21 protein-coding genes and 6 tRNA genes are annotated in these 21633 nt (G+C 42.4%); 18 read left to right on the top strand and 9 right to left on the bottom strand.

The genetic code is table 11. From position 1 onward, the window contains the following. Positions 1-46: 46 nt before the first annotated feature. Complete coding sequence (locus EKG38_RS11350; RefSeq protein ID WP_126520368.1) at positions 47-1093, bottom strand: hypothetical protein; 1047 nt, start codon at positions 1091-1093, stop codon at positions 47-49. A 164-nt stretch (positions 1094-1257) separates the two neighbouring features. Continuing rightward, a complete protein-coding gene (locus tag EKG38_RS11345) occupies positions 1258-2955 on the bottom strand; it encodes a DUF8614 domain-containing protein (RefSeq protein ID WP_126520367.1) in 1698 nt (565 codons plus the stop codon). 206 nt (positions 2956-3161) lie between these two features. On the opposite strand from EKG38_RS11345, the gene EKG38_RS11340 reads away from it, so the two are divergent. Together EKG38_RS11340 and EKG38_RS11335 are read left to right on the top strand one after the other, a co-directional pair. After that, positions 3162-3716 carry a GNAT family N-acetyltransferase gene (locus EKG38_RS11340; RefSeq protein WP_126520366.1) on the top strand — a complete coding sequence of 185 codons (555 nt, stop codon included), beginning with the start codon at positions 3162-3164 and terminating at the stop codon, positions 3714-3716. Between the two features lie 87 nt (positions 3717-3803). Continuing rightward, positions 3804-5147, top strand: a complete 1344-nt coding sequence (locus EKG38_RS11335) for an NAD(P)/FAD-dependent oxidoreductase (protein WP_126520365.1) — start codon at positions 3804-3806, stop codon at positions 5145-5147. 15 nt (positions 5148-5162) lie between these two features. On the opposite strand, the gene EKG38_RS11330 is transcribed toward EKG38_RS11335, so the two are convergent. Beyond that, on the bottom strand, positions 5163-6296 hold the full coding sequence (locus tag EKG38_RS11330) for an ABC transporter substrate-binding protein (RefSeq protein ID WP_126520364.1): 1134 nt from the start codon (positions 6294-6296) through the stop codon (positions 5163-5165). Between the two features lie 211 nt (positions 6297-6507). Between EKG38_RS11330 and EKG38_RS11325 the strand changes: the two genes are divergently transcribed. After that, positions 6508-6783, top strand: coding sequence for a hypothetical protein (locus EKG38_RS11325; RefSeq protein ID WP_126520363.1), 276 nt, complete (start codon positions 6508-6510; stop codon positions 6781-6783). Positions 6784-6908: 125 nt separating this feature from the next. Next, complete coding sequence (locus EKG38_RS11320; protein ID WP_126520362.1) at positions 6909-7298, top strand: YMGG-like glycine zipper-containing protein; 390 nt, start codon at positions 6909-6911, stop codon at positions 7296-7298. Between the two features lie 120 nt (positions 7299-7418). Here the strand turns inward: EKG38_RS11320 and bfr (EKG38_RS11315) are convergent, their stop codons facing one another. Together bfr (EKG38_RS11315) and bfr (EKG38_RS11310) are read right to left on the bottom strand one after the other, a co-directional pair. After that, the gene (bfr, locus tag EKG38_RS11315) at positions 7419-7901 is read right to left on the bottom strand and encodes a bacterioferritin (protein ID WP_126520361.1); all 483 of its coding nucleotides are present in this window, start codon (positions 7899-7901) and stop codon (positions 7419-7421) included. A gap of 1 nt (position 7902) precedes the next feature. Continuing rightward, on the bottom strand, positions 7903-8373 hold the full coding sequence (gene bfr, locus EKG38_RS11310) for a bacterioferritin (protein WP_126520360.1): 471 nt from the start codon (positions 8371-8373) through the stop codon (positions 7903-7905). A 494-nt stretch (positions 8374-8867) separates the two neighbouring features. Here bfr (EKG38_RS11310) and EKG38_RS11305 point away from each other — a divergent pair, with 494 nt between their 5' ends. Beyond that, a complete protein-coding gene (locus EKG38_RS11305; RefSeq protein ID WP_185826840.1) occupies positions 8868-10172 on the top strand; it encodes a transporter substrate-binding domain-containing diguanylate cyclase in 1305 nt (434 codons plus the stop codon). 136 nt (positions 10173-10308) lie between these two features. Here EKG38_RS11305 and gap read toward each other — a convergent pair whose 3' ends face one another. Next, a complete protein-coding gene (gene gap, locus EKG38_RS11300) occupies positions 10309-11319 on the bottom strand; it encodes a type I glyceraldehyde-3-phosphate dehydrogenase (RefSeq protein WP_126520358.1) in 1011 nt (336 codons plus the stop codon). Positions 11320-11747: 428 nt separating this feature from the next. After that, positions 11748-12596, bottom strand: coding sequence for a DUF2989 domain-containing protein (locus tag EKG38_RS11295; RefSeq protein ID WP_246033146.1), 849 nt, complete (start codon positions 12594-12596; stop codon positions 11748-11750). A gap of 204 nt (positions 12597-12800) precedes the next feature. Between EKG38_RS11295 and EKG38_RS11290 the strand changes: the two genes are divergently transcribed. From EKG38_RS11290 to EKG38_RS11245, 11 genes are all read left to right on the top strand, one after another. Beyond that, positions 12801-14237: a glyceraldehyde-3-phosphate dehydrogenase gene (locus tag EKG38_RS11290; RefSeq protein WP_126520357.1), complete on the top strand. Its 1437-nt coding sequence runs from the start codon at positions 12801-12803 to the stop codon at positions 14235-14237. Between the two features lie 274 nt (positions 14238-14511). After that, a tRNA-Gly gene (locus EKG38_RS11285) sits at positions 14512-14587 on the top strand. A 158-nt stretch (positions 14588-14745) separates the two neighbouring features. Then, positions 14746-14819: transfer RNA gene (locus EKG38_RS11280), tRNA-Cys, on the top strand. Between the two features lie 80 nt (positions 14820-14899). Continuing rightward, positions 14900-14985 (top strand) — tRNA-Leu (locus tag EKG38_RS11275). A 301-nt stretch (positions 14986-15286) separates the two neighbouring features. Continuing rightward, on the top strand, positions 15287-15496 hold the full coding sequence (locus EKG38_RS11270) for a hypothetical protein (RefSeq protein ID WP_126520356.1): 210 nt from the start codon (positions 15287-15289) through the stop codon (positions 15494-15496). Positions 15497-15591: 95 nt separating this feature from the next. Next, a complete protein-coding gene (locus EKG38_RS11265) occupies positions 15592-15996 on the top strand; it encodes a hypothetical protein (RefSeq protein ID WP_126520355.1) in 405 nt (134 codons plus the stop codon). After that, a complete protein-coding gene (locus EKG38_RS24930) occupies positions 15989-16162 on the top strand; it encodes a hypothetical protein (RefSeq protein ID WP_185826839.1) in 174 nt (57 codons plus the stop codon). Before EKG38_RS11265 ends, EKG38_RS24930 begins: the two co-directional genes overlap by 8 nt. 6 nt (positions 16163-16168) lie before the next feature. Beyond that, a complete protein-coding gene (locus EKG38_RS11260; RefSeq protein WP_126520354.1) occupies positions 16169-16681 on the top strand; it encodes a hypothetical protein in 513 nt (170 codons plus the stop codon). A 318-nt stretch (positions 16682-16999) separates the two neighbouring features. Further along, positions 17000-17075, top strand: a tRNA-Gly gene (locus EKG38_RS11255). A gap of 144 nt (positions 17076-17219) precedes the next feature. Beyond that, positions 17220-17293 (top strand) — tRNA-Cys (locus EKG38_RS11250). An 86-nt stretch (positions 17294-17379) separates the two neighbouring features. After that, a tRNA-Leu gene (locus EKG38_RS11245) sits at positions 17380-17465 on the top strand. A gap of 190 nt (positions 17466-17655) precedes the next feature. Here EKG38_RS11245 and EKG38_RS11240 read toward each other — a convergent pair. Next, on the bottom strand, positions 17656-18702 hold the full coding sequence (locus tag EKG38_RS11240) for a M20 family metallopeptidase (protein ID WP_246033145.1): 1047 nt from the start codon (positions 18700-18702) through the stop codon (positions 17656-17658). Between the two features lie 29 nt (positions 18703-18731). Between EKG38_RS11240 and EKG38_RS25215 the strand changes: the two genes are divergently transcribed. After that, positions 18732-19052: a hypothetical protein gene (locus tag EKG38_RS25215; RefSeq protein ID WP_246033144.1), complete on the top strand. Its 321-nt coding sequence runs from the start codon at positions 18732-18734 to the stop codon at positions 19050-19052. A gap of 292 nt (positions 19053-19344) precedes the next feature. Then, on the top strand, positions 19345-20541 hold the full coding sequence (locus tag EKG38_RS11230; RefSeq protein WP_126520352.1) for an amino acid aminotransferase: 1197 nt from the start codon (positions 19345-19347) through the stop codon (positions 20539-20541). Positions 20542-20643: 102 nt separating this feature from the next. Here EKG38_RS11230 and yvcK read toward each other — a convergent pair whose 3' ends face one another. Next, complete coding sequence (yvcK, locus tag EKG38_RS11225) at positions 20644-21543, bottom strand: uridine diphosphate-N-acetylglucosamine-binding protein YvcK (RefSeq protein ID WP_126520351.1); 900 nt, start codon at positions 21541-21543, stop codon at positions 20644-20646. Positions 21544-21633: the final 90 nt, after the last annotated feature.

Raw genomic sequence — 21633 nt, 5'->3', positions numbered from 1 at the left:
TAGATACCAGGTGAAGATACATTCACCTGGTATCGGGTTAAAGTGTCTATGCCGGAAAGGCGGGAGAGATACACTTTTTCACCTCGAATCTGTAACCATAGGCCTGTTCCTTATCGCGGCTAATCTCCAGTATTTCGTAATCATTTAACTCAACCACATTTGTACCGGGTTTTAACTGACAACGTGAACGACTATCGGCCTCTAAATGGTAAGCAAATTGAGCGATAAAAGTTCGGACCTTTTTTTCATAATCGTCCCTGACATGGGCATATATCTCCTCCTGCAGCTTTTGCTCTTCTTCACTTAATGAAAGACCTATAGTGATCTCCTCTTCACCAGCATTATCTGCTTTTGCATTTTCCAACTCTTTGGAAATATCTTGTTTTTGCTTATCAGTTAACTCACTAAATACGACACCTGCAGGATCGGAGAGATCATCTTTCAGTTCACTGTCTAAGTTCGCAATCAAGACCAGGTGATATAGCACGATTGAAGCCAAAATAAGTCGAACAAACATAGTCGTAAATCTAAAGTGGTTATGATTAATTAGTTTCAACCCTTTAACACCAAATGGCCTGAGTAGGAGCAAGCTAATTAAGTAAAAGGGGACTGCTATCTGTAAGAGTAAAATGGCGAGGGCGGTCATCGCGATAACCCAAGCGGGAAGATAGAGTAAAATTGCAAAATTGTGAGTATAAGAAAAATGCTGCGTCGATACACCAACCACCTCATTGACCACTGAAGCGGCTCCGGCAATCGCAAAGTTAGCTATGATGGCATAAAACAGTAACAGGACAGTTTTGCCTGATAATGTGTGCCACACTTTATCGAATAAAGGCCAAAACTCCAGTGTCAGTGCTACAACCGTCACGATTGCGACTACACCGAAGTTTTCTGAAGTAAACAGGAGCAGAATTGCGATTAAATAGAGCTTTTGTGCTGCGGTTAAACGACCTAACAGGCCCGTAGTCGTTGATAGCACTTTACTTAATAAACCATAAAGAATGATGATGATTTTACTCGGTTTCTTAACTGAGTTTTTGACTGAGTTCTTGAAACTACCACCAAGTGTTTTCTGTTCAATCTTCTCCATCTTTAAGTCATTCCTTCGTTATTGTTTTTTTGGTCACTTAATTTTAAAGATTAACATCTTAGTAACCTTAACAGCAATTAGAGCAGAGTGATTTAAGGGGAGGGATCTGTCGAGATAGGGCGCTATCGCCTCATTACCGGGAAGATAATGAGGCGGAATACTTATTATATTTGAGGGTAATTAGGTCTGATATCGGTGGGAATTGATTCCATTTTAACGTTCAATTTAGCCACTTCTGCAGACATAACAGCATATTTTTCCAGGAATGACTTAGATTTTTGGTAATCCCCCAGCGCTTGGATCATACAGACATCATGGACAAGATCTGATATTGATTGAGCCATAGCGTCTAAGTTGACGGTGTAACGTTCAGTGACAAGGTCGAAACTGAAGGCTTGCTTCTCTTTGAAATAATTATATTGAAAAGCTGCTCCAGCACCATGAGCCTCATGGACTCCGAAACGCATCGAGCGGAATAAACCGGCAAAATAGGTGACTAACATACTATCGCGTTCAGCCTTTGGAAGCTCACCTTTATCCATTAAAAACAGCATATTGTAAGCACCCATCACATCAGCTTTACCCTCTTCTATCTTAGAGTAGGTCTCCTGAAGCTGCTCGGCAACTGTGGTTTTTTTACCATCTTTAATGATGGAGCCGGGACCTAAGCCATGGGACAATTCATGGAAAAGTGTTTCGTTGAAGAAATATTTCTCCATCAGCAAGGCTTGCTGTTCCTCGGCAATTATCAGCTCCGATATGGGTTGCATAACGGCATTGTACTTAGCATTGAGTACGTTTTTTAACATGACTTTTTTACTGCCTTTGATCTCTCGAACGTATTCATCGTTCGGTAGATTAAAGGCGGTCGTTTGAACTGCAGGTTTATTGTCCCCACCGCCAGCAACCTGGTCGACCACAGAGATGGGTGACTCAGACCCACGCTGCAGGTTTTTATGCTGATCGGGTATCGGCAGATTCAGCTCCATCTCTTTAAGATACTTTTTATAGACGTCGAGCTTGGCACTGTCTTCTGGATTTCTGACGGTAATGAATGCCTCAAAAAAGGTCTTATAGCCAAATAATTTGTCGGTATAGGTTTCATATGGGCCAATGGCAACTTCAAGACTGCCGTCGAGGTCCATCCACGCCATCTCGGAGTCACGGTATTCGTCGTTAAGAAAAGCATCGGCACGTTTAGTCAGGAAGGTTTTTAGACTTTGATCTAATGTTAGAGCTGCGGCTTCGCGCATCAAGGCCGCCGATGCTTTCATCTCTTTTGCGTAAAATTGGCTATAGGGTATAGCAATGAGTTTATCCCCTTGACGCCGTATGACGGTATAACCACTCTTAAACTTAGCCTCATCTTCCGGATGGAGCTTAATCCATTCATTAAACTCCTCTTTACTCATGTCGGTTGGATAGACACCGGCGCCATCGGGTCTCTTGATGTCACCAAAGAAGTTTTTATCGCCCTCTAAGGTGTCCCAAGGTCCATAATGAAGGTCATACAGAGAAAGTATCAACTCTTTATCTGCAAGAGATGAATCCAGAATTTGAGCCCGTATCGAGGCATTGTCATCATAAGTCTGACGCAGATACACCTCGTCGAGAATGTCGGCAACTTGTATCAACTTTATTAATACTTGTTTGTCTATCTCGCTGAGCGCCGATAAGTCGGCTTTCATATCAATAGTCACGAACCTGTCTAACATCTCCTGATACACGCTATTTGCAACAGCTTGAGAGTCTTGAGAGGTGGCATGATTGCCAGTTTGAGCTTGGTTGAGACTATTGTCATCTGTTTGAGAGCAGCCAGCTAAGGCGGCTATCAAGGCTAATGATATTAAACTTGGTTTCATGTAATGCTTCCCCATCTTTTCGTTTTTTTCATGGATAACTTACAGGTAATGCCATGAATGATAAAGCTTCTAAGGGATATACTTCGCTTCAATACTGGCTACAAAAATCGTCTTGTTAGTTTCTGGCCTGTCGTAAACTCATCTTTTGCCGCTATATACAAGTCGTGCGATTTTGTTTAATTTAAAACAAAAAAAGAGAACTTCAGATGATACAAAGCTTAAGTCCGCAGCATTTCAGTGATGTCATCCAGCTTGGCAATCTGGTTCATGGCGCAGGATACTTAGATAGTCACTCCATCGAATTACTTTATAAGAAAGGAATAAAGTCCGGTATCAATGCCAATTTTGTTGCGTATCAAGATGGGGAACTCATAGGGTTTAGATTGACCTATGCTACGGGGAATTGGCAGCCCGACCATTGGTGCACGCCAGATGCCTGGGGGATTGAACCTGATGAGGTGTGTTATTTTAAATGCAACACAGTAGCAGAAGGCTCACGAGGAAAGGGGATAGGTGGACAACTGCTTAATGCCTCTATAGCGGCCGCTAAACTACAGGGTGCTAAGGCTGGAGTTAGCCATTTATGGAAACAGAGCCCAAATAATTCAGCCATTCGTTATTTTAGTAAAGCGGGCGGCGTATTGATTAAAGAACACCCGGATAGGTGGAATGACACTTTGGAACATCCGGATTATGTCTGCGTGTTATGTGGTGCCGATTGTCATTGCACGGCCAGTGAAATGCTTCTTGTTTTTAAATAAACTAGCTTTTAAGTAATTGAATTTTCTTTTAAGTGATTCTACTAACTGTGCACTTTTCAGTATCCATTAACGCCGACTGAGATAACGATGACCACCAATACAACCTATGATCCTCTGATTGACACGTCTCCGGCCAATCTTTGTTGGCCCGACTCCTATTGGGGCACAACCGTCGATGTCCCGAAGATTAACCCCAGGTTATCGGGCCGCCACCAGACTGATGTTGTCATCATCGGAGCAGGGTATACCGGTCTTATAACGGCTTATTACCTTGCAACGCGATTTAATATTGATTGCTGTGTCTTAGAAGCTAACACGGTAGGTTTTGGTGCCAGCGGTCGCAATGCGGGTTTTGTATTGAAAGGTTCCGGTCGGCTGGGATATGCACAGATGGCAAAGCGGTGGGATCTTGACACGGCAAAGGGGATCTACCATGAATTTAGCCAGGCGGTAGGGAGAGTCAGTGAGCTCATCGATACTCATCAGATAGATTGCGATCCTCAGGAGAAGGGTTATCTCAAAATTGCGCACAATAGTCATGCCCTTAAGTCACTTCAAAGTGCTTCGAGTTTTATTACCGAGCACTTAGGAGGCGAGGCCGAGTTTATTTCGCAAAGCAGATTAACCAGTGAATTTATGGCACACCATCAAGCCTATGGCGCAATGAGGTTAAATGATGGCTTCGGACTTAACCCGCTTAAACTGGTGCTTGGCTATAAGCGGATGGTGGAGAAGCAAAAGGTCAACATATTTGAAAACACCTGTGTTAAACAGTGGATTGAGGAAAAGGGTAAGCATAGGTTAATCACGGAGCATGGTGAAATACTGGCCAACAAAGTCATTAGCGCGGGTAATGCATACACTCCAAAGGTTTTTAGCCCTAAGCTTGACGAAAAATTCCTGCCTATATTAAGTAATATTATTGTCACCGAGCCACTCAGTCATGAAGAACTACAGCGTGCAGGTCTTCACACCCGACAGGTGACAATGGACACTCGCATACTCAAATATTATTACCGTCTACTCCCTGATAATCGATTGTTATTGGGAGGACGAGGGGCTATCTATGGCAAAGATGCCACTCATCCAATATACGTCCAGCGATTACGTTATGCTTTGGGTCAGTGTTTTCAATCACTAGCAAATAAATCTATATCTCATAACTGGACTGGTTGGATAGCTGCGGCAATGGACGATATGCCCCATGTTTATGCGCGGGGAGGGACCGGGTACAGTTTAGGTTATTGTGGTGCAGGAGTCTCTTTCAGTGCACAAGCAGGCTTCAGGTTGGCTCAGTATATTGCGGGTGAGGAGATACCATCTCTCCCCCTATATACTAACCCCTTACCCCATTTTCCAATGCCAAGGTTACGTCGACTGGGTCAATGGGGCTATTATCACTACGGTTGGTTGAAAGACCGCTATTTATAATTTCTTGATAAAGAACTAGTGCCCTGTAGTGACCTTGGCTCTGTCGGTCATCTTTTTCATGATATCGTAACTTGAATTATCAAAGGGGGGGACGACCCAAATTTTTTTCACTATGTTATTCACATCTCCCAGCATGGGATTGGCAGCAACTTTCTTCGAGGCTGGGATCATCGACAGTTCACTGGATATTCGGGTTTGAACCTCTTTCCCAATGAAATAATTTGCGAAGATTTCAGCGGCTTCCAATTTTTTACCTTCCACACCTTTTACGAAATTGATGGTATCTAACCAAGCCATATGACCCTCTTTGAAGTCAATCAATTGCCAATTATCTCCCTTAACATGTTGAGAATGTACCTCCGGTCCCCAGCTACTGACTATTAACAGTTCATCGTTGAAACCAGATGAGTTTAACCAGAAGCTTTTCGCAGCCAGGTAAAGCTTTGCTATTTTGTACTGCAACTCTCCGTCTGGCGATGACATCTTAAGTACAGTCTGTCGATCGTGTGATTTTAGGGATTCATAAAGATAAAATGGTGAATGCCCCATGCTCATCAATGCCAACCCAAGGTTGTACCACTCCTGGGCGATATTTAACGAGAAGGTGTTTTTCCACTCATCCAGCCACAAATCGGATACCGATGTCGGGATATCTGCCTGCTTAACTTTGTCTGTATTAATATAAAAACCGTAAATGCCACCACCCCATGGAATATACAAGGGCTCTCCGTTGGCATTAATGCCAATGTCCAGTCGAGTGAGTTTCGCGTGCAGATCCGGGAAATGAGTAAGCCTGGGAGACTGTATATTGATGGCTTGCAACAATTTTGACGTTTGCTCTTTCTGCATCTTAATAAAATAGAGGGTCAGAAATGTTATATCGCATTTTCTTGCTCGAATGAGATCGAACATCTGATCGGCACTCTGCGCAAAAGGCGTGACCAGCTCAACTTCATAGTTATAGCCTTGCTCAGTGAGTATTAAATTAACTTCACGGACATCTTCAGCTGTAACATACCCTTCCCAGGTCAGCACCCTTAGTGGTTGCTTAACTTCGGCTTCCTCTGTTTGATTGGCTGAGTAGCACGACATGGAAAACAGCAACGCCACAGTAAAGATGGGCCACAAAGCGCTAAGTTTGAACCTCATAGTTTTTCCTTATGAATAATGCCTCTTAAACCATTCGTCACAGTCCGCTGTCACATCTTTATACCGATTGGTATTATTGCAAATGGGATCAATATTAAAAGTAAGGCCACATTAAGTTTAGTACAGCTTTTAACAGTGCAAGATTTCGATTGAAATAGTGCTAAATATACCCACCCTTGCTATCCTTAACGACTGGTCTATGGGGGTACAGATGAAATCAAAATTAGATAAGATGCTTTCCAGTCATGACAAGCTGGTTCACTCTGAAGGTGTGAAGATAGTTTCTCATACGCAGAGGGATGTAGAGGAGTGGGTACAACATACCGTCATGATTGAAGGGTGCGATGCTCCATTTAAATTCAGAAGGCCAAAGAAATTCAGATGTCTGAAGGGCAACAGAGTCAATATGACCTATTATGCCGAAACAGAAAAAGTTGCGGGTTTCGAAATTGAAATCATGAAAGTCGTACGTATTAAACGCTTTTAATATCTGAAAATAAAACTTCTTACCATTCAGCCGAAATTCAGGCTACGAGGGATAAACTGATTGTCTACACTCTAGTAGTGACAAGATTTGTCCTTCAGGACACCATATAATCAGGTAAGGGTATTATGAAAAAGTTTCTATTGTTTATTGGCTTGCTATCATTTCAAGCCTCAGTTTTCGCCAACATAGTTGTAGATAAAACCGGTGTAGACGAGAAAGATTATGTGTTCGACCTACATGAGTGTACTGAACTCTCCCAACAGGCTCAACAAAAGACTACCCAGGGAGGAGCCGTTTCCGGTGTCGCGAAGGGGGCTGCAGTTGGTGCCGCTGCGGGTGCCATATCGGGAGGCTCAGGGACTGATGGAGCAAAGACTGGGGCGGCGATTGGCCTCGTTGGTGGTGTAGTCGGAAAAAACCGTTCCAAAAGGAAAAATGCAGCCAGTTACGAACAGGAAAAGGAAACGATAGTCAAAAACTGCATGACTAGTCGTGGTTATGTCGTACTAAATTAAAGTTAAATAAGCTGACTGGTAATAACACAGAATTATTCACTTCTAATCAGGTGTAACAAAGCAAGGCGAAACGAAGAAGAGTAGGGCTAATCACTCCACTCTTCTCGAAATTTGAGCCAATTAACCATCCTGACTTCCCATCTGGGATTGAATATAGTTATGGATACCAATCTTATCTATTAAGCCTAACTGTTGTTCCAGCCAGTAAATATGATCCATCTCGGTATCTTCCAATAAGTCTTCTAAAATCTCACGACTGACATAGTCTTTCTCTTCTTCACAGATGGTGATAATTTTGGTTAGACTGGCAGCAACGACCCCTTCAGCTTCAAGATCATTTTCGTGCATCTGTTGCACATTACTGCCTACGTTAATAGGTTTACGGGATGCGGTGTCCGGTGTTCCTTCCAGAAAGAGGATCCGCTCTGCTAATCGTTTAGCGTGACCAAGTTCCTCCTCGTACTCATGGGACAGTCTTTCGTGTAGTTTATTAATGCCCCAATCTTCGTACATCTTGGAATGAGCAAGATATTGGTCCATCGAGGTTAACTCTAGAGTCAATTGTTGATTAAGGTGGTCTATAACCTTCTGATTGCCTTGCATGTTAATCCTCCATCATAGACTGTAGATAATTCTGTACACCGGTTGTATTGATCAAGTATTGCTGCGATTCAATCCAATCCAGATGATCTTCTTCATCTTCTAAAATTTTATCCAGTAATTCACGACTAACATAGTCCTGCTCTTGCTCACATAGGTAAATGGCACTGCGTAATTCTGCAATTTGTTCTTCTTGTAAAACCTTGTCACACTCGATCATCTCTTCGGTGTGCTCACCGATACGTAACTTATTCAATTGTTGTAGATTAGGAAGAGCCTCGAGAAATAGGATCCTTTCAATCAAGGAGTCGGCTTGTTTCATATCCAATATCGATTTTTTATACTCCTTTTCGTCGAGTTCCTCGAGTCCCCAGTTTTTATACATTCGAGCATGCAAAAAATATTGATTTATCGAAGTGAGCTCAAGCAGCAGTATTTGGTTAAGCACACTGGTTATCTTCGTCTTGCCTTTCATCTAACACGCCCCTTTTATTGATCTATATCAATTAATGCTAGACAATTTAGCTGCTGATGTTAGAACTTAATCTTATGCTTGGACTATAGACTGTACTAATTAAAATAAGCAAATCAGAGGGATAATCATTCTCATTCGTCACTAAGGGGCTGAGCGAAGCTATTTAGGGCGCTTTACTCGTATCTTTATCAATTTATGAAGCTACCTCACTGTCATATCATTAACTTTTGTTGATGCGCTAATAAATTAAGCGGAATAATTAACCATAATTACAATTGATTAGAGGCACCTTTCAGTATTAAGTCTAAACTTTCAATACAGGCCATTGATGACATAGTATTTCAGTTTATTCCGCTAGAATAATATCGTTTCTAAAGGAGGGAGATAACAAACAAATGACCATCGACATATGCCGTTTTCTAATTATTTTCATCCTTATGACTCTTCATCAAGCCAATGCCAATGAGTTCAATCGAACACCAGAGGCCAGGTCAATGGAAAGCAATACCCTGATTGTTGCAAACTCTAAAGCATGGAAGCCTTTTTCCTATATTGATGACTCCGGAGACCCGCAAGGATTACTTGTAGATATTTGGAAAGAGTACGCAAGGGTTAATGATGTCGATATCATATTTATGCTGACGGATTGGAATGAATCGGTTCAACTCGTTCGCAGTGGTAGGGCTGATGTACATGCTGGTTTACTGTGGTCAGACACCAGAGAATTATTTTTTGACTACCTTGACGGAGTCGTTGAAATTGATACACAACTGTTTTTCTCGGCAGACTACCTTGGAACAGATGTCGACCATTTCCTTCAATCAGGAGAACTTGGTGTTGTGGCGGGTGGATACGAAGAAAGCTATATAAGAGAGAACTACCCAAATGTTAAGTTAATCTCATATTCCAATAATGAAGTCATGTTGAGCGGTGCTTTTTCTGGCGAGATCAATGCGTTTGTAGCCGATTTCCAAGTGGCAAACTTCTATCTGTATACTTCATCTCAACCAAGCTCATTCTCACCCGTTAAGCATCTCTACAGTGCCCAAATTAGACCAGCAGTAAAGGAGGGGGCACATAAGCTCAGAATTCAATTAGAGACAGGTATGAACAATATCTCTAAGGTCGATCTGCAGCGAATTCAACGTAAATGGCTACACGTTGAAACGGTTTACCCAAAATATCTATTTCAATTCGTCTTTTCGTTATTGTTAGGTTTTTCTTTGCTCTATATCCTTCAACTACGTAAGACCGTTTCATCCCGAACGGCTGAGCTAAGGCAACTTAATCTCGAGTTGCAACACCTGGCTTCAGTAGACTCACTCACAGGTATCTACAATAGACGTTATTTCATAAAAAGCTTGAAAGAAGCGTGCCTGACAATGAACGAAGAGACCAGCCTCACTCTGCTCCTATTCGATATCGATAAGTTTAAAGCAATTAACGACAATTTTGGTCATGTGGTTGGCGACTATATCATTAAGGAAATTGCCAAAGTTGTGGCCGAGGAAATTCCAAGCGATGCCGTCTTTGCCAGAATTGGAGGTGAAGAGTTTTGTATTTATCTTCACAACCTGACGGTTAAACAAGCCAATGCTTTATCAAAAAAGGTTCAAGCTTGTGTATCTGCAGCTCAATTTGAAAAAGATCAGGTTTGTCATCATGTCAGTGTGAGTTTAGGTAGTGTGTATTGCACGACTGCAATGGTGGACCACCAATACCTAATAAACCAAGCCGATCATTTGATGTATATTGCCAAGTCTTTAGGAAGGGATGGTTATCAATTTAAGACATTATAAACCTGAGGAGCTGGCGTATTGCGGCTAATGTTTAAAGCTGAGCGAGGAAAGGTCTGGGTTTAAGTGTAATGATGGGATGAACAGATACAAAAAAGCCAACCTGAGTGGTTGGCTTTTAAACTCTATGAAAACGAAATTATTTCGCAGTCATCAAGGCTACAGCATTATCTAGCATGCGGTTACTGAAACCCCACTCGTTATCATACCAAGACATCACTTTAACTAAGCGACCTTTAACACGAGTCTGAGTTGCATCAAAGTTTGATGAGAACGGGTTGTGGTTAAAATCGATAGAAACCAATGGCTCTTTATTAACCGCTAACACTTCGCTCATTGGCGCAGCTGAAGCAGCTTTTTCGATTATCGCGTTAACTTCTTCGACTGTAGTATCGCGAGATGCAATAAATGACAGATCGACAAGTGAAACGTTTACCGTAGGTACACGTACCGCCAGACCATCAAACTTACCAGCAAGTTCTGGTACCACAAGACCAACTGCTGCAGCTGCACCAGTTTGAGTTGGGATCATTGACATTGCTGCTGCACGAGCGCGACGTAAGTCGGTGTGATAAACGTCTGAAAGACGTTGATCATTCGTATAAGCGTGGATAGTGGTCATCAGACCTGATTCAATACCAATTGCATCGTTTAACGGTTTAGCGACAGGTGCCAAACAGTTAGTCGTACAAGAAGCATTAGACACAACTGTCATATCAGCTGTGATTTCATTGTTGTTTACACCGTAAACGACAGTTGCATCAACATTCTTACCAGGAGCAGAGATAAGAACCTTCTTAGCACCTGCATCTAAGTGAGGCTGAACAGCTTCTTTAGATGTGAACATACCAGTACATTCGAAAACGACATCAACTTTCAAATCAGCCCAAGGCAGTTTTGATGGGTCACGTTGAGAAAAGGTAAGAATTTTATCTTGATTAACATAGATAGCTTCATCATCATGCTCAACTTTTGCGTTGAAACGACCATGAACAGAGTCATACTTAGTTAAGTGAGCATTGATAGAGGCATCACCAAGATCGTTGATAGCAACAATCTCGATCGGGTAATCTTTTTCACTTTCATAAAGTGCACGTAAAACATTTCGTCCAATACGGCCATAGCCGTTAATAGCAACGCGGATAGACATCTCATATCCCTCAGGTAAGTGTAAAAATAATTTCTAGTAGTAAAATTACCAAACTGACAGCCACCGTCAAGTAATATCCCCGATTTAGGCTGTTTATCATTAACATTTTCGGTATTTCTTTTACAATGGTCATGCTTTTTACAAATAATGACACTTTCCATGTAAAAATATTCGTTATGGCAAACATCTTGCCGAGCTTAAAAATGGCTTTCACAGAGAGAGGTTACCCCCCACATCTAGACTAGTTTTTAATCAACACAATAACTTTAAAAGAAGATTTCAAAACAGATACAGTATTGAAAATATAGACTAGGTTAATATCAATTCAAATAAAGCCTGAATAAACTCTTATTTATTTCCAGAATTCATGTTCTAAGCCAGCCAAACTGCCAATAAAATGGTTTGGTTTGGCTAATCGATACTAACGGTCAAAGTGCAGACTTGTCTCGCATGAACATTAACCTGAATGAACTTGTCTTAAAATCCCCTGAATTTAATTCGTCGACTAAGTCTTCAGCTTGATCATCGAGTACGGATTTAATTGCTTCATCATTTTTGATTAAGCTAAGCATTTTTTGTTCAGACACCTTATTTTCAGTCATTAAGACATTGGCTCTGGAAAGGAGGTAGGTAAGTTCGAGATCATTGGTTTTTTGGAAAGTATTAGCTAAGCCAAGTAACCAATCGGGATTGAAATTATCTTCATTGCTCAGGTCAAAAACATGCAGATAAACTTCTTGGGCCTTCTTAGCATCAAACTTTTGATAGTATGAAGCTATTCTTGCCAGCAATTGGATATCATTCACCTGTTGTTTTTTTTCGGCGTTTAGTACTACGGCTTGGGCTTTCTCATCATTGAATCGCGTCCAGTGATAATAGGCAAGGTAGAGATCTGTACTGTCTTTAGTCGTTTCCTGTAATTGAGCCAAACTCTGTGCACTCAGCCCGTATGCTCTCACTCTGTCATTAGTCCGCTCGGGATGCAGGATGTGCTGTACACCGGCGGCCAGCTCAATACATTTACTGTAGTTTTCTAAGTTAATCAGATGGCGATAAAGCTGCTGTCCTGTTGGTGATGGGGTGTGCTTTAACGTATATCTTTTCTTAATAAGGTCTGCTTTTTCATATCGACACCAACTATCTTTGTGCAAATCGCTACAAAGTTCAGGATTATTTTTACAGATCGTGCCTGTATTCACATCATTTTCGCAGCCAAAAAGGGCTGAAATTGCGATAAAGCTAATAAATGATGTAAATATTACGAGATTTCTTCTCAAAATAGGCTCCAGAGCAACTTTTTTGCTAATAAAATTACAACCTTACAAAGAATATCTTGCTGGCCTGCATGGCTACTTTTCATTACAATAGCGCCGACCAAAAGGGATTTTTTCCCTACCAATAATTAGAGTATTGGTCTTTTCTTTTTGTTACTCAATCATTTCTGCAAAAAAAAGCAGAATAGTGAGATAAAGGATCTGTTAATGAGCGCTGATAAACACCTACAAAGCTGGCAAGAACGTTTCGAAATGGCAGAGGCTATGCAGCCTTTGCTTGGTAAATTATATCGTAATCAAGGTGTCGAAGTCGTTCTATACGGTAAGCCACTACTCAATGCATCGACGATAGAGATCATCAAGTCACACCGTTTGGTGCGTCGTCATGTCGGACATAAGCTTAGATTGCGTGAAAGCTTTCCATTTGTAGAAGCACTAAGTAAATTAGCGGTAAAACAATGTAAAGTTGATATTGGCAAACTTGCAATAAAATATTGGCGCGAGAATGACACCGTTGATGGTATTGAAGCCTATATGAGTCGTGAGCTAGCTGATGCGATCGATCATGAAGATACCGAAAAAGCTAGAGATGTCGTGCTTTATGGTTTTGGACGTATTGGCCGCCTGTTAGCCAGGCTGCTAATTGAAAGAACCGGTGTAAGCAATAAGCTCAGATTACGTGCAATTGTTCTACGTGGCGGTCGAAAAGGGGATCTTGAAAAGCGCGCAAGTTTATTAAGAAGAGACTCGGTTCATGGCCCATTCAACGGCTCTGTAGAAGTTGACGAAGAAAATAACGCCATTATCGCCAACGGCACATACATTCAGGTCATCTACGCAAACTCTCCGGATGAAATTGATTACACCAAATTTGGTATCAATGATGCGCTGATCGTCGATAATACCGGGATCTGGAAAGATGAAGATGGTTTAGGTCTTCACCTTAAATCAGAAGGTGCCTCAAAGGTTCTATTAACGGCACCGGCTAAAGGCAACATCAAAAACGTCGTTTATGGTGTTAACGAATCAGATATCCTCGCTGAAGACACCATTGTCTCTGCGGCAAGTTGTACGACTAATGCCATAACACCTGTACTGAAAGCCGTTAATGATAAGTATGGCGTTGTAAATGGTCACGTTGAGACGATTCACTCTTACACCAATGATCAGAACTTGATTGATAATTATCATACAGCTGACCGTCGCGGACGTAGTGCTCCGTTAAACATGGTGATCACTGAAACCGGAGCCGCGAAAGCAGTAGCTAAAGCATTACCTGTTTTAGCCGGTAAGTTGACCGGTAACGCAATTCGCGTTCCTACACCTAATGTCTCTATGGCTATTATTAGCCTGAACCTTAATGGTGAAACGAATAAAGAAGAGATGAATGACTACCTGCGCAGCATGGCACTCAATTCAGAGCTTCAAAATCAAATTGATTTCACCGAATCTACTGAGATCGTTTCTTGTGACCTGGTTGGCTCACGATATGCGGGCGTCGTAGACTCTCATGCAACCATTGCCGAAGGTAACAGAGCCATCCTTTATGTTTGGTACGATAATGAATTTGGTTATAGCTGCCAGGTTGTAGGTGTTATGCAGAAGATGCTTGGACTAAACTATCAATCTCTGCCTCATGGCTAGCCTTAGCTTAGAACAGTAAACCTAGTGAAGAAGCCTCAATGATTTGAGGCTTTTTGTTTTTTGGGTACTTTTTGCTTTATGGTTGTGGAAAGTCGAATACTGAGTCAAAAAATACACAAGGCTTCATGGCAAGGCTAATTTTACAACACTCAGATCAAAAACAGCTTTTTATCCGCTTTTCATTATTGACTCTACCGACCAAATCGGTAGAATGCCATTCCGCAGTCAGGGGAAAGCAGCAATGCAAAGTCCTGATAGCAAGATAATTTGAAATGCGACATTAGCTCAGTTGGTAGAGCGATACCTTGCCAAGGTATAGGTCATCGGTTCGAACCCGATATGTCGCTCCAAATTAATCGCCTTTAAAAGGCGATATTAGCTCAGTTGATAGTTTAAAGAGTTGACACCTTACTTTAACAAGGTATAGCTTCTCGTTTAAACCAAGAGCCGGTTCGAACCTCTCTTTATTAGAGAAGGTCGCTCCAATCTTAAATTAAGATAAAAATATGGCGCGATGGCAGAATGGCTATGCTGCGGATTGCAAATCCGCCTATCTCGGTTCGACTCCGGGTCGCGCCTCCATATTAGATTGTGATGAGTGTTAGGTTAATCCGACACAGTAACGACTACCGAAGTTACGTATCATCAAAGTCAACGAGTTTGCCCGAGTGGTGGAATCGGTAGACACAAGGGATTTAAAATCCCTCGCTGAATAAGCGTGCCGGTTCAAGTCCGGCCTCGGGTACCATCATTCAAGCCCTGACTCACGTCAGGGCTTTTTTGTATCTGCAGAATGATAAAGGTGACGATATGGATTTAATATCCCTCGCGCCGTTGATATACACGTACCTGTACAAGAGCGGCCTCGGGTACCATCATCTCTTTGAGATGAGCAATAGGCCCTGACTTACTGTCAGGGCTTTTTTGTATGTTCAAAATAATTTAAAATTCCTCTCACAATTTATTAACCAAATCCCAGTTCTCAAGTTGGGTTTCAATTAAGGTATTAGTAGAATTTGAATGGCGTAGTCAGTACTTAAGGATGTGTCTTGAACTTGATTGATAAAAAGAATGCCCTCAATAAGGTCAAATATCTTCTCAAAGATATCGAAGGTGAACTGCATTTTCGCTCCCCCCATTCTTCTAAAATAATGAAAATCCGAGATATGCTGGAGTGGCTAGAAGGTGGTAAGCCAGTGGGATGCTTTAAGCCATTCTATGGTGAGGAAAAGGACAAAACCAATATACAGGATGTTTAATTTATCCATTAAAACGTAATACCCTTGAGCTAGATAAGGAGAATAACAATCCAATGTTTTTTTGAAACTAAATACGTGTTTTTGGGAGATAGCAGATGAATAAGTGGTTTCTTGTCATTTTTACTGTGCTACTTGCCGGTCTGGCTCCATCAGTGGCTTCTTCTGAGAGACAAGTTTTACGCCATATTGAAGCCCTGAGTCGGGATAACTACTATGTTGATATTGACGATCCCACAGTGCCTTTTCAGGCTCGGGATATCGTCGGCGGCGAGCACGAAAATGAGTATCATATTCTTGGGTTTCAGGGCGATACATTCATTATTGTTGTCCAATCGATAGAGGGCGAGGCGGGTTACTCACTGCGTGGCGATGGATACGATCGTCAAAGAGAGGAGCTTGGTGACATTGTGACAGTGAAGGATCGTCACACTTGGATTAGCATTGGGGTATCCGCGCACCCTTATGCTGAATATATTTTAACGGTAAAGAAAAATGAGTAGTGAATTATCAGAAGAAAAGACAATTCAAGATCAGATAGAGGCCCTGCTCGACTTATTGCCAACTCTCACCACTGAACTTCGCTTTGCTGGCTGTGGTGACAACGCGCCGATATCAAATCGTATTAAGCAGGCATGCAGTGAACTTAAACGAATACAAGAGGCATAGGATAATATGTTTGACATCTTCGCGAGCGATATCATCAACCCTGTATCGGTATTGAAGCAATATGAGTTTCTTGAGCCGGTCTATCATTCAGATGGAATGGGGCATGTTCAAGAGCAACTATTGGTAAGTGACCAGCCATGTTCATTAGAGGGATTACTAGAGAGAATAGAAGAAGATAATGATTGGGACAGCTGTTTGGCGATGTTTGAAGAACAGCCAAAGGTTTGGTTATTAAGTTTTAGCGAGAAACTTGGAAATATTGCTTACTATCATACTAAGTGCAACATGCAAATTTTCAGCTTACTGACTGAAAGAAGTGACATTATCGCTTTTCTGCAAGACGCAGACAGATGGTTCTGGGATATTTCCAATAGGCAAATGATACCTGTACTGATCAAAAAGATTGAAAGCATGCTAACCCATCATTATTCTGACGATTTAGAAAAAGAATTTGATACCAGTATATTGACTACTGTGAAATTAAATTTAGAGAGATTGTATAAACTTGATAATGGTTGATTTGCATCGTCTTGCGCCCGAGTTAGACAATCGTCATTACTGTGTTTAATTGAATGTCTAAAACACTGTACTGCCATCAGACTTCACTCTTTAATGTACATTAGCTAGATTAAAGCCAGGGTAGGAGCTCATAGCAAGAACTGTTCGATATCCAAACGGTATGTAGAGAAAACAAACTGCTGCGAATGGTTTTCAACCACTTGAATAAAAAAGATAAAACTTACTGTTGACTCATCAGGTAAATCCGTTAAAGTAGCCACACTTTCTTACAGCAGCAATGTTTAACAAGCTGTTTAAGAGAGCGGATTAATTTGAAATGCGACATTAGCTCAGTTGGTAGAGCGATACCTTGCCAAGGTATAGGTCATCGGTTCGAACCCGATATGTCGCTCCAAATTAATTATTTGGAAATGCGACATTAGCTCAGTTGACTCTTTATTTAAATCAACTGCGCGATACCTAGTTATAGGATATCGGTGATTTGTTTCGAACCCACTCCTTTCAATAGAGAGTTCGCTCCAAATTATCAAACAAATATGGCGCGATGGCAGAATGGCTATGCTGCGGATTGCAAATCCGCCTATCTCGGTTCGACTCCGGGTCGCGCCTCCATATTAGATTGTGATGAGTTTGGCTTATTAATAAGAGCCATACAGTGTTAACTACCGATAATACGCATCATCAGAATCAACGAGTTTGCCCGAGTGGTGGAATCGGTAGACACAAGGGATTTAAAATCCCTCGCTGAATAAGCGTGCCGGTTCAAGTCCGGCCTCGGGTACCATCATTCAAGCCCTGACTTACGTCAGGGCTTTTTTGTATCTGAGATTCAACGATACAGTTCAGAAAGCAAAATTCCTCGCGCCGTTGATATACACGTGCCGGTTCACTATCTATTACAAGAAGAGCCTCGGTTACCATCATATCTTTGAGATGAGCAATAGGCCCTGACATAGGTCTGAGCTTATTTGTATTCATTGAGTTCTCTGCCCACCTTTTATCCCATTATAGGCCAGCAATATCTTACTGACTTGACTCACCCGTCGCTGAAAACTCTTTCGGGATGCTCGCTCATCAAGGGTGTGATCGCCATCGCCATAGGGGCCAAAACCATCTAAGGTGGGAACACCGGCAGCCGCGATCACGTTAGCATCACTGACACCACCACGCTGTTCGGTAGCAAGATGCTCACCGACAATCTTTTCTAATTTACTTATAAGAGAACTTTGCTCGCTATTGGGTTGCATAACGTCTCGTTGGATCCCGCCAGATAGCTTGCTGGTCACGCCTACGACATAACTTGTGTTCACGATTCGTTCAATTGCAGCCAATAAACGATCTCTTTCCTTGTGTTGAGTGTAACGGATCTCAACCACAATTTTCGAGTGAGGAGAGATAGTATTAGCTCCTACCCCTCCGGAAATCTCTCCGGCATTGACTGTGCTGCCGTGCTCTACCGAGGTTAAATGGGTTAAGTCTATAATCATGTGTGCTGCGACCAGGTTTGCATTAGCCCCCGAAAGGTAATGATTGCCGGCATGTGCGGCTTTGCCCTGTATATGAATGGTGAACGTTCCGACCCCTTTACGCCCAACAACCACTTCATCATGCACGCCCGCGGCTTCAAACACTAAACAGGCTGCGTATTGCTTGGCTAATGCCGATGAGATTGCTTTACTGTCATCACTGCCCGTTTCCTCATCGCTCACCAATAGCAAATCTATATCGGCGATTTTGCCAAAGGTACTTTTAACGCGCCTTAAGGCGGTAATGGCAACATGATTGCCACCTTTCATATCACAGACCCCCGGACCATAAATCCACTCTTTATCTAGGTGAAAATCGGTAAAGACACCGGGAAGGTGAACCGTATCGAGGTGACCGAGTAAGAGCAGTTTATCTCCTCCCGTTGAAGCTGAGGTGAACAGAAGGTGGTCTCCTACCTCTTCTCTGATGTAACGTTTTGTTTTAAAACCGAGTTCATCAAAAATTCGCTGATAAAAATTTCCGACCCGCGCCAACGGAGTTACAAACAAGCATAGAAAATGGCATGGTTAAGTTGAGTTGGACTAATCCACAGAGTGATGATTTTGTCGGCTCATTTGTCGTTCGCAATCGCTTTCATCCGCCTAAGTCGCCACTCGATGGTGTCAAACTTTATGCAGGCAGAGATGAATATACCTTTGACAACTTTGGTAATGCTAATATAGCTAAGTACTACTCCGTATTTAGTTACGATAATGTACCTAACTATTCACCGTCAGCGGGACTACATTATCTGGTACATGAAACCATTCCTATCGATGAAAACTTCGATGACTTCGACAGCTTACTCAACGAATATGGTATCAATGATGGTGACAAGGATTGATGCTAAAGCTGATATATAGTCCTGCCCACTCTTATGTGGGCTTCAGCTTTGAGTGTGTCGTATAGGGGAGCCGAGGCGAGCAACGCAAGCGGGTAGAAGTCAGATTGTACATTCCACAAAATTATGGCACTAATTATCAATTATTCTTTAAATAATGAGTGGGATTTTATTAAATAGCTCAGTGTATAACGGTTTTTTATACTATTACAAAACTTCACTATCGGTTACTCACCGACAATGGTATAAATAGACCCAAAACCTCCCTACATTCAAATATTTTAGGAAAGCCGTCATGATATTTCCCCAGGTTGAACTTGCTCCTGCCGATCCAATTTTAGGCCTAACAGATGCATTTAAAGCTGATACCAGAACAGAAAAAGTAAACCTTGGGGTGGGAATTTATAAAGACGAGTCAGGTTCAACACCTATATTGAAGTCGGTAAAGCTTGCCGAAGAGAAGATCCTCGCAACAGAAAACAGCAAAAGTTATCTGGGCATAGAAGGCGTCCAGGCCTATAACCGTGTCGTTCAAGAGTTACTGTTTGGTGCCGAACATCGTGTTGTAAAAAATAAGCGTGCCCTAACGGCTCAGGCACCTGGCGGAACCGGCTCTTTACGAGTCGCTGCAGAGTTTCTGGTACGTAATACCGAGTCTAAAACGATTTGGGTGAGTAACCCAACTTGGGCAAATCATCAAAATATTTTTAAATCGGCTTCATTGGCCATTGAGCAATACCGTTACTACAATGCCCAGACACATGGTAAAGACTTCGATGCCATGCTTGCCGACTTGTCACAAGCGAAAGCCGGAGATCTTGTCCTACTGCATGGCTGCTGTCATAACCCAACAGGCATAGATCTTAACGAAAGTGAATGGCAGCGCATTGCCGAGCTGTGCCTTAAGCAGGAGTTGGTCCCACTATTTGATTTCGCCTATCAGGGTTTTGGCGTTGGCATCACCGAAGATGCGCAAGGCTTAAGAATTGTGGCCGATACTGTGCCTGAACTATTGATAGCAAATTCATTTTCTAAGAACTTCGGTCTTTACAATGAACGAATTGGTGCTGTTACCTTAGTCGCCGACACTGAAACTACTGTGGCTAAGGCATTCAGTCAGGTTAAGAGTACCATTCGCGGTAACTACTCTAATCCGCCAGCACACGGCGCATTGATTGTAAGCACTATTCTCGCCGATGCAGAGCTAAAAACATTATGGGAGTCAGAGCTGAAAGAGATGCGTGAACGTATTGCAAAAATGCGTACACTCTTTGTCGAATCACTGAAAGCTGAAGGTGTCACTCAAGACTTCAGTTTCATCTCAAGACAAAATGGCATGTTCAGCTTCTCTGGATTAACAAAAGAGCAGGTCACGCAGCTTAAAGAGGAGCATGCTGTTTATATCGTAGGATCCGGACGGATAAGTGTCGCCGGCATGACCAGAGACAATATGCCCGTGATCTGTAAAGCCATCGCCAAGGTTCTTGCTTAGTTGCTTGCCTAGCTTCATCATCTGTCTCAGACACTAAATGACAAAAAAGGACAGCTAACGCTGTCCTTTTTGCTCCTGTAAAGAGACTATTGAACGCTTTCTTTACTTAGGGGAAGCTGCCAACATACTTGAAATTGCATCCACTAGAGCCATTCTGTCATGAAGACCTGGGTGATGCTTGCTGACCAGCGGACGGTAAGATATCTTCCCATCCTGATAACTTCGCTCTGAGTGACAAAGCACCTTATCAATCACCTTCACTCCCAACACCTGATGACACCAATCGATTCTTTGCTCTAATGAGAAATCTGCAGAAGGAGAGGGTTCATGAGTTAAATTATCGATTAGAATCACTTCGGCATTTGAATTGGACAGCGCCGATGCAAATTTTGGCAGTAACAAAGGTGGCATAATACTGGTCAAGAAGCTGCCAGGCCCGAGTATAACCAGATCGGCTTTAGAAACCGCCTCACATGCCTCGCATGTCGCAGTAACCATGGGTTCCAATGATAATGCCATTGGATGTTTATCCATGTTATCAACATTGGTCTCACCAAAGATTTTATTTCCGCAGGCTTCTATTGCAACCAGATGAGTGGGCTCTTCAGACATCGGGATCACTCGGGTTTCAATCTTGAGTAATTGCCGAATAAGGTTGACCGCTTCCAGAGGCCTGACACAGAGCTGGTCAAGAGCGAGGAGAATAAGGTTCCCCAAGTTGTGGCCGGACAGGTCACTTTCCCCATCGAAACGATATTCAAATAATAGGGTACCGATAGAAGGGTGGTTGGCGAGTTGAGAAAGACAATTTCTCAGGTCTCCCCATGCGATACAGTCTTGTTCTTGTCTGAGCCGGCCAGTAGAGCCACCATTATCTGTGGTTGCAACGACACCGGTTAGTCTAGGCCCCAGAAAAGATAGTGAAGACAGCACTCGTCCCAGACCGTGTCCTCCGCCGATAGCTACGACATGCTCATATTGATTTAACGTGCTTTTATGCATCCGGGTTGTTCCTTCCTGAATACCCAATAGATAGATACCCAAGCCACTTGGAAATCACGCGAGGCCTCTGAAACGAGCATTTCCAGGTCG

Origin of the sequence: Shewanella canadensis (assembly GCF_003966225.1) — a bacterium.
Classification (GTDB): Bacteria; Pseudomonadota; Gammaproteobacteria; order Enterobacterales; family Shewanellaceae; genus Shewanella; species Shewanella canadensis.
The sequence above is the reverse complement of the archived record's forward strand: the minus strand, read 5'-3'. Positions and strand labels throughout refer to the sequence as shown.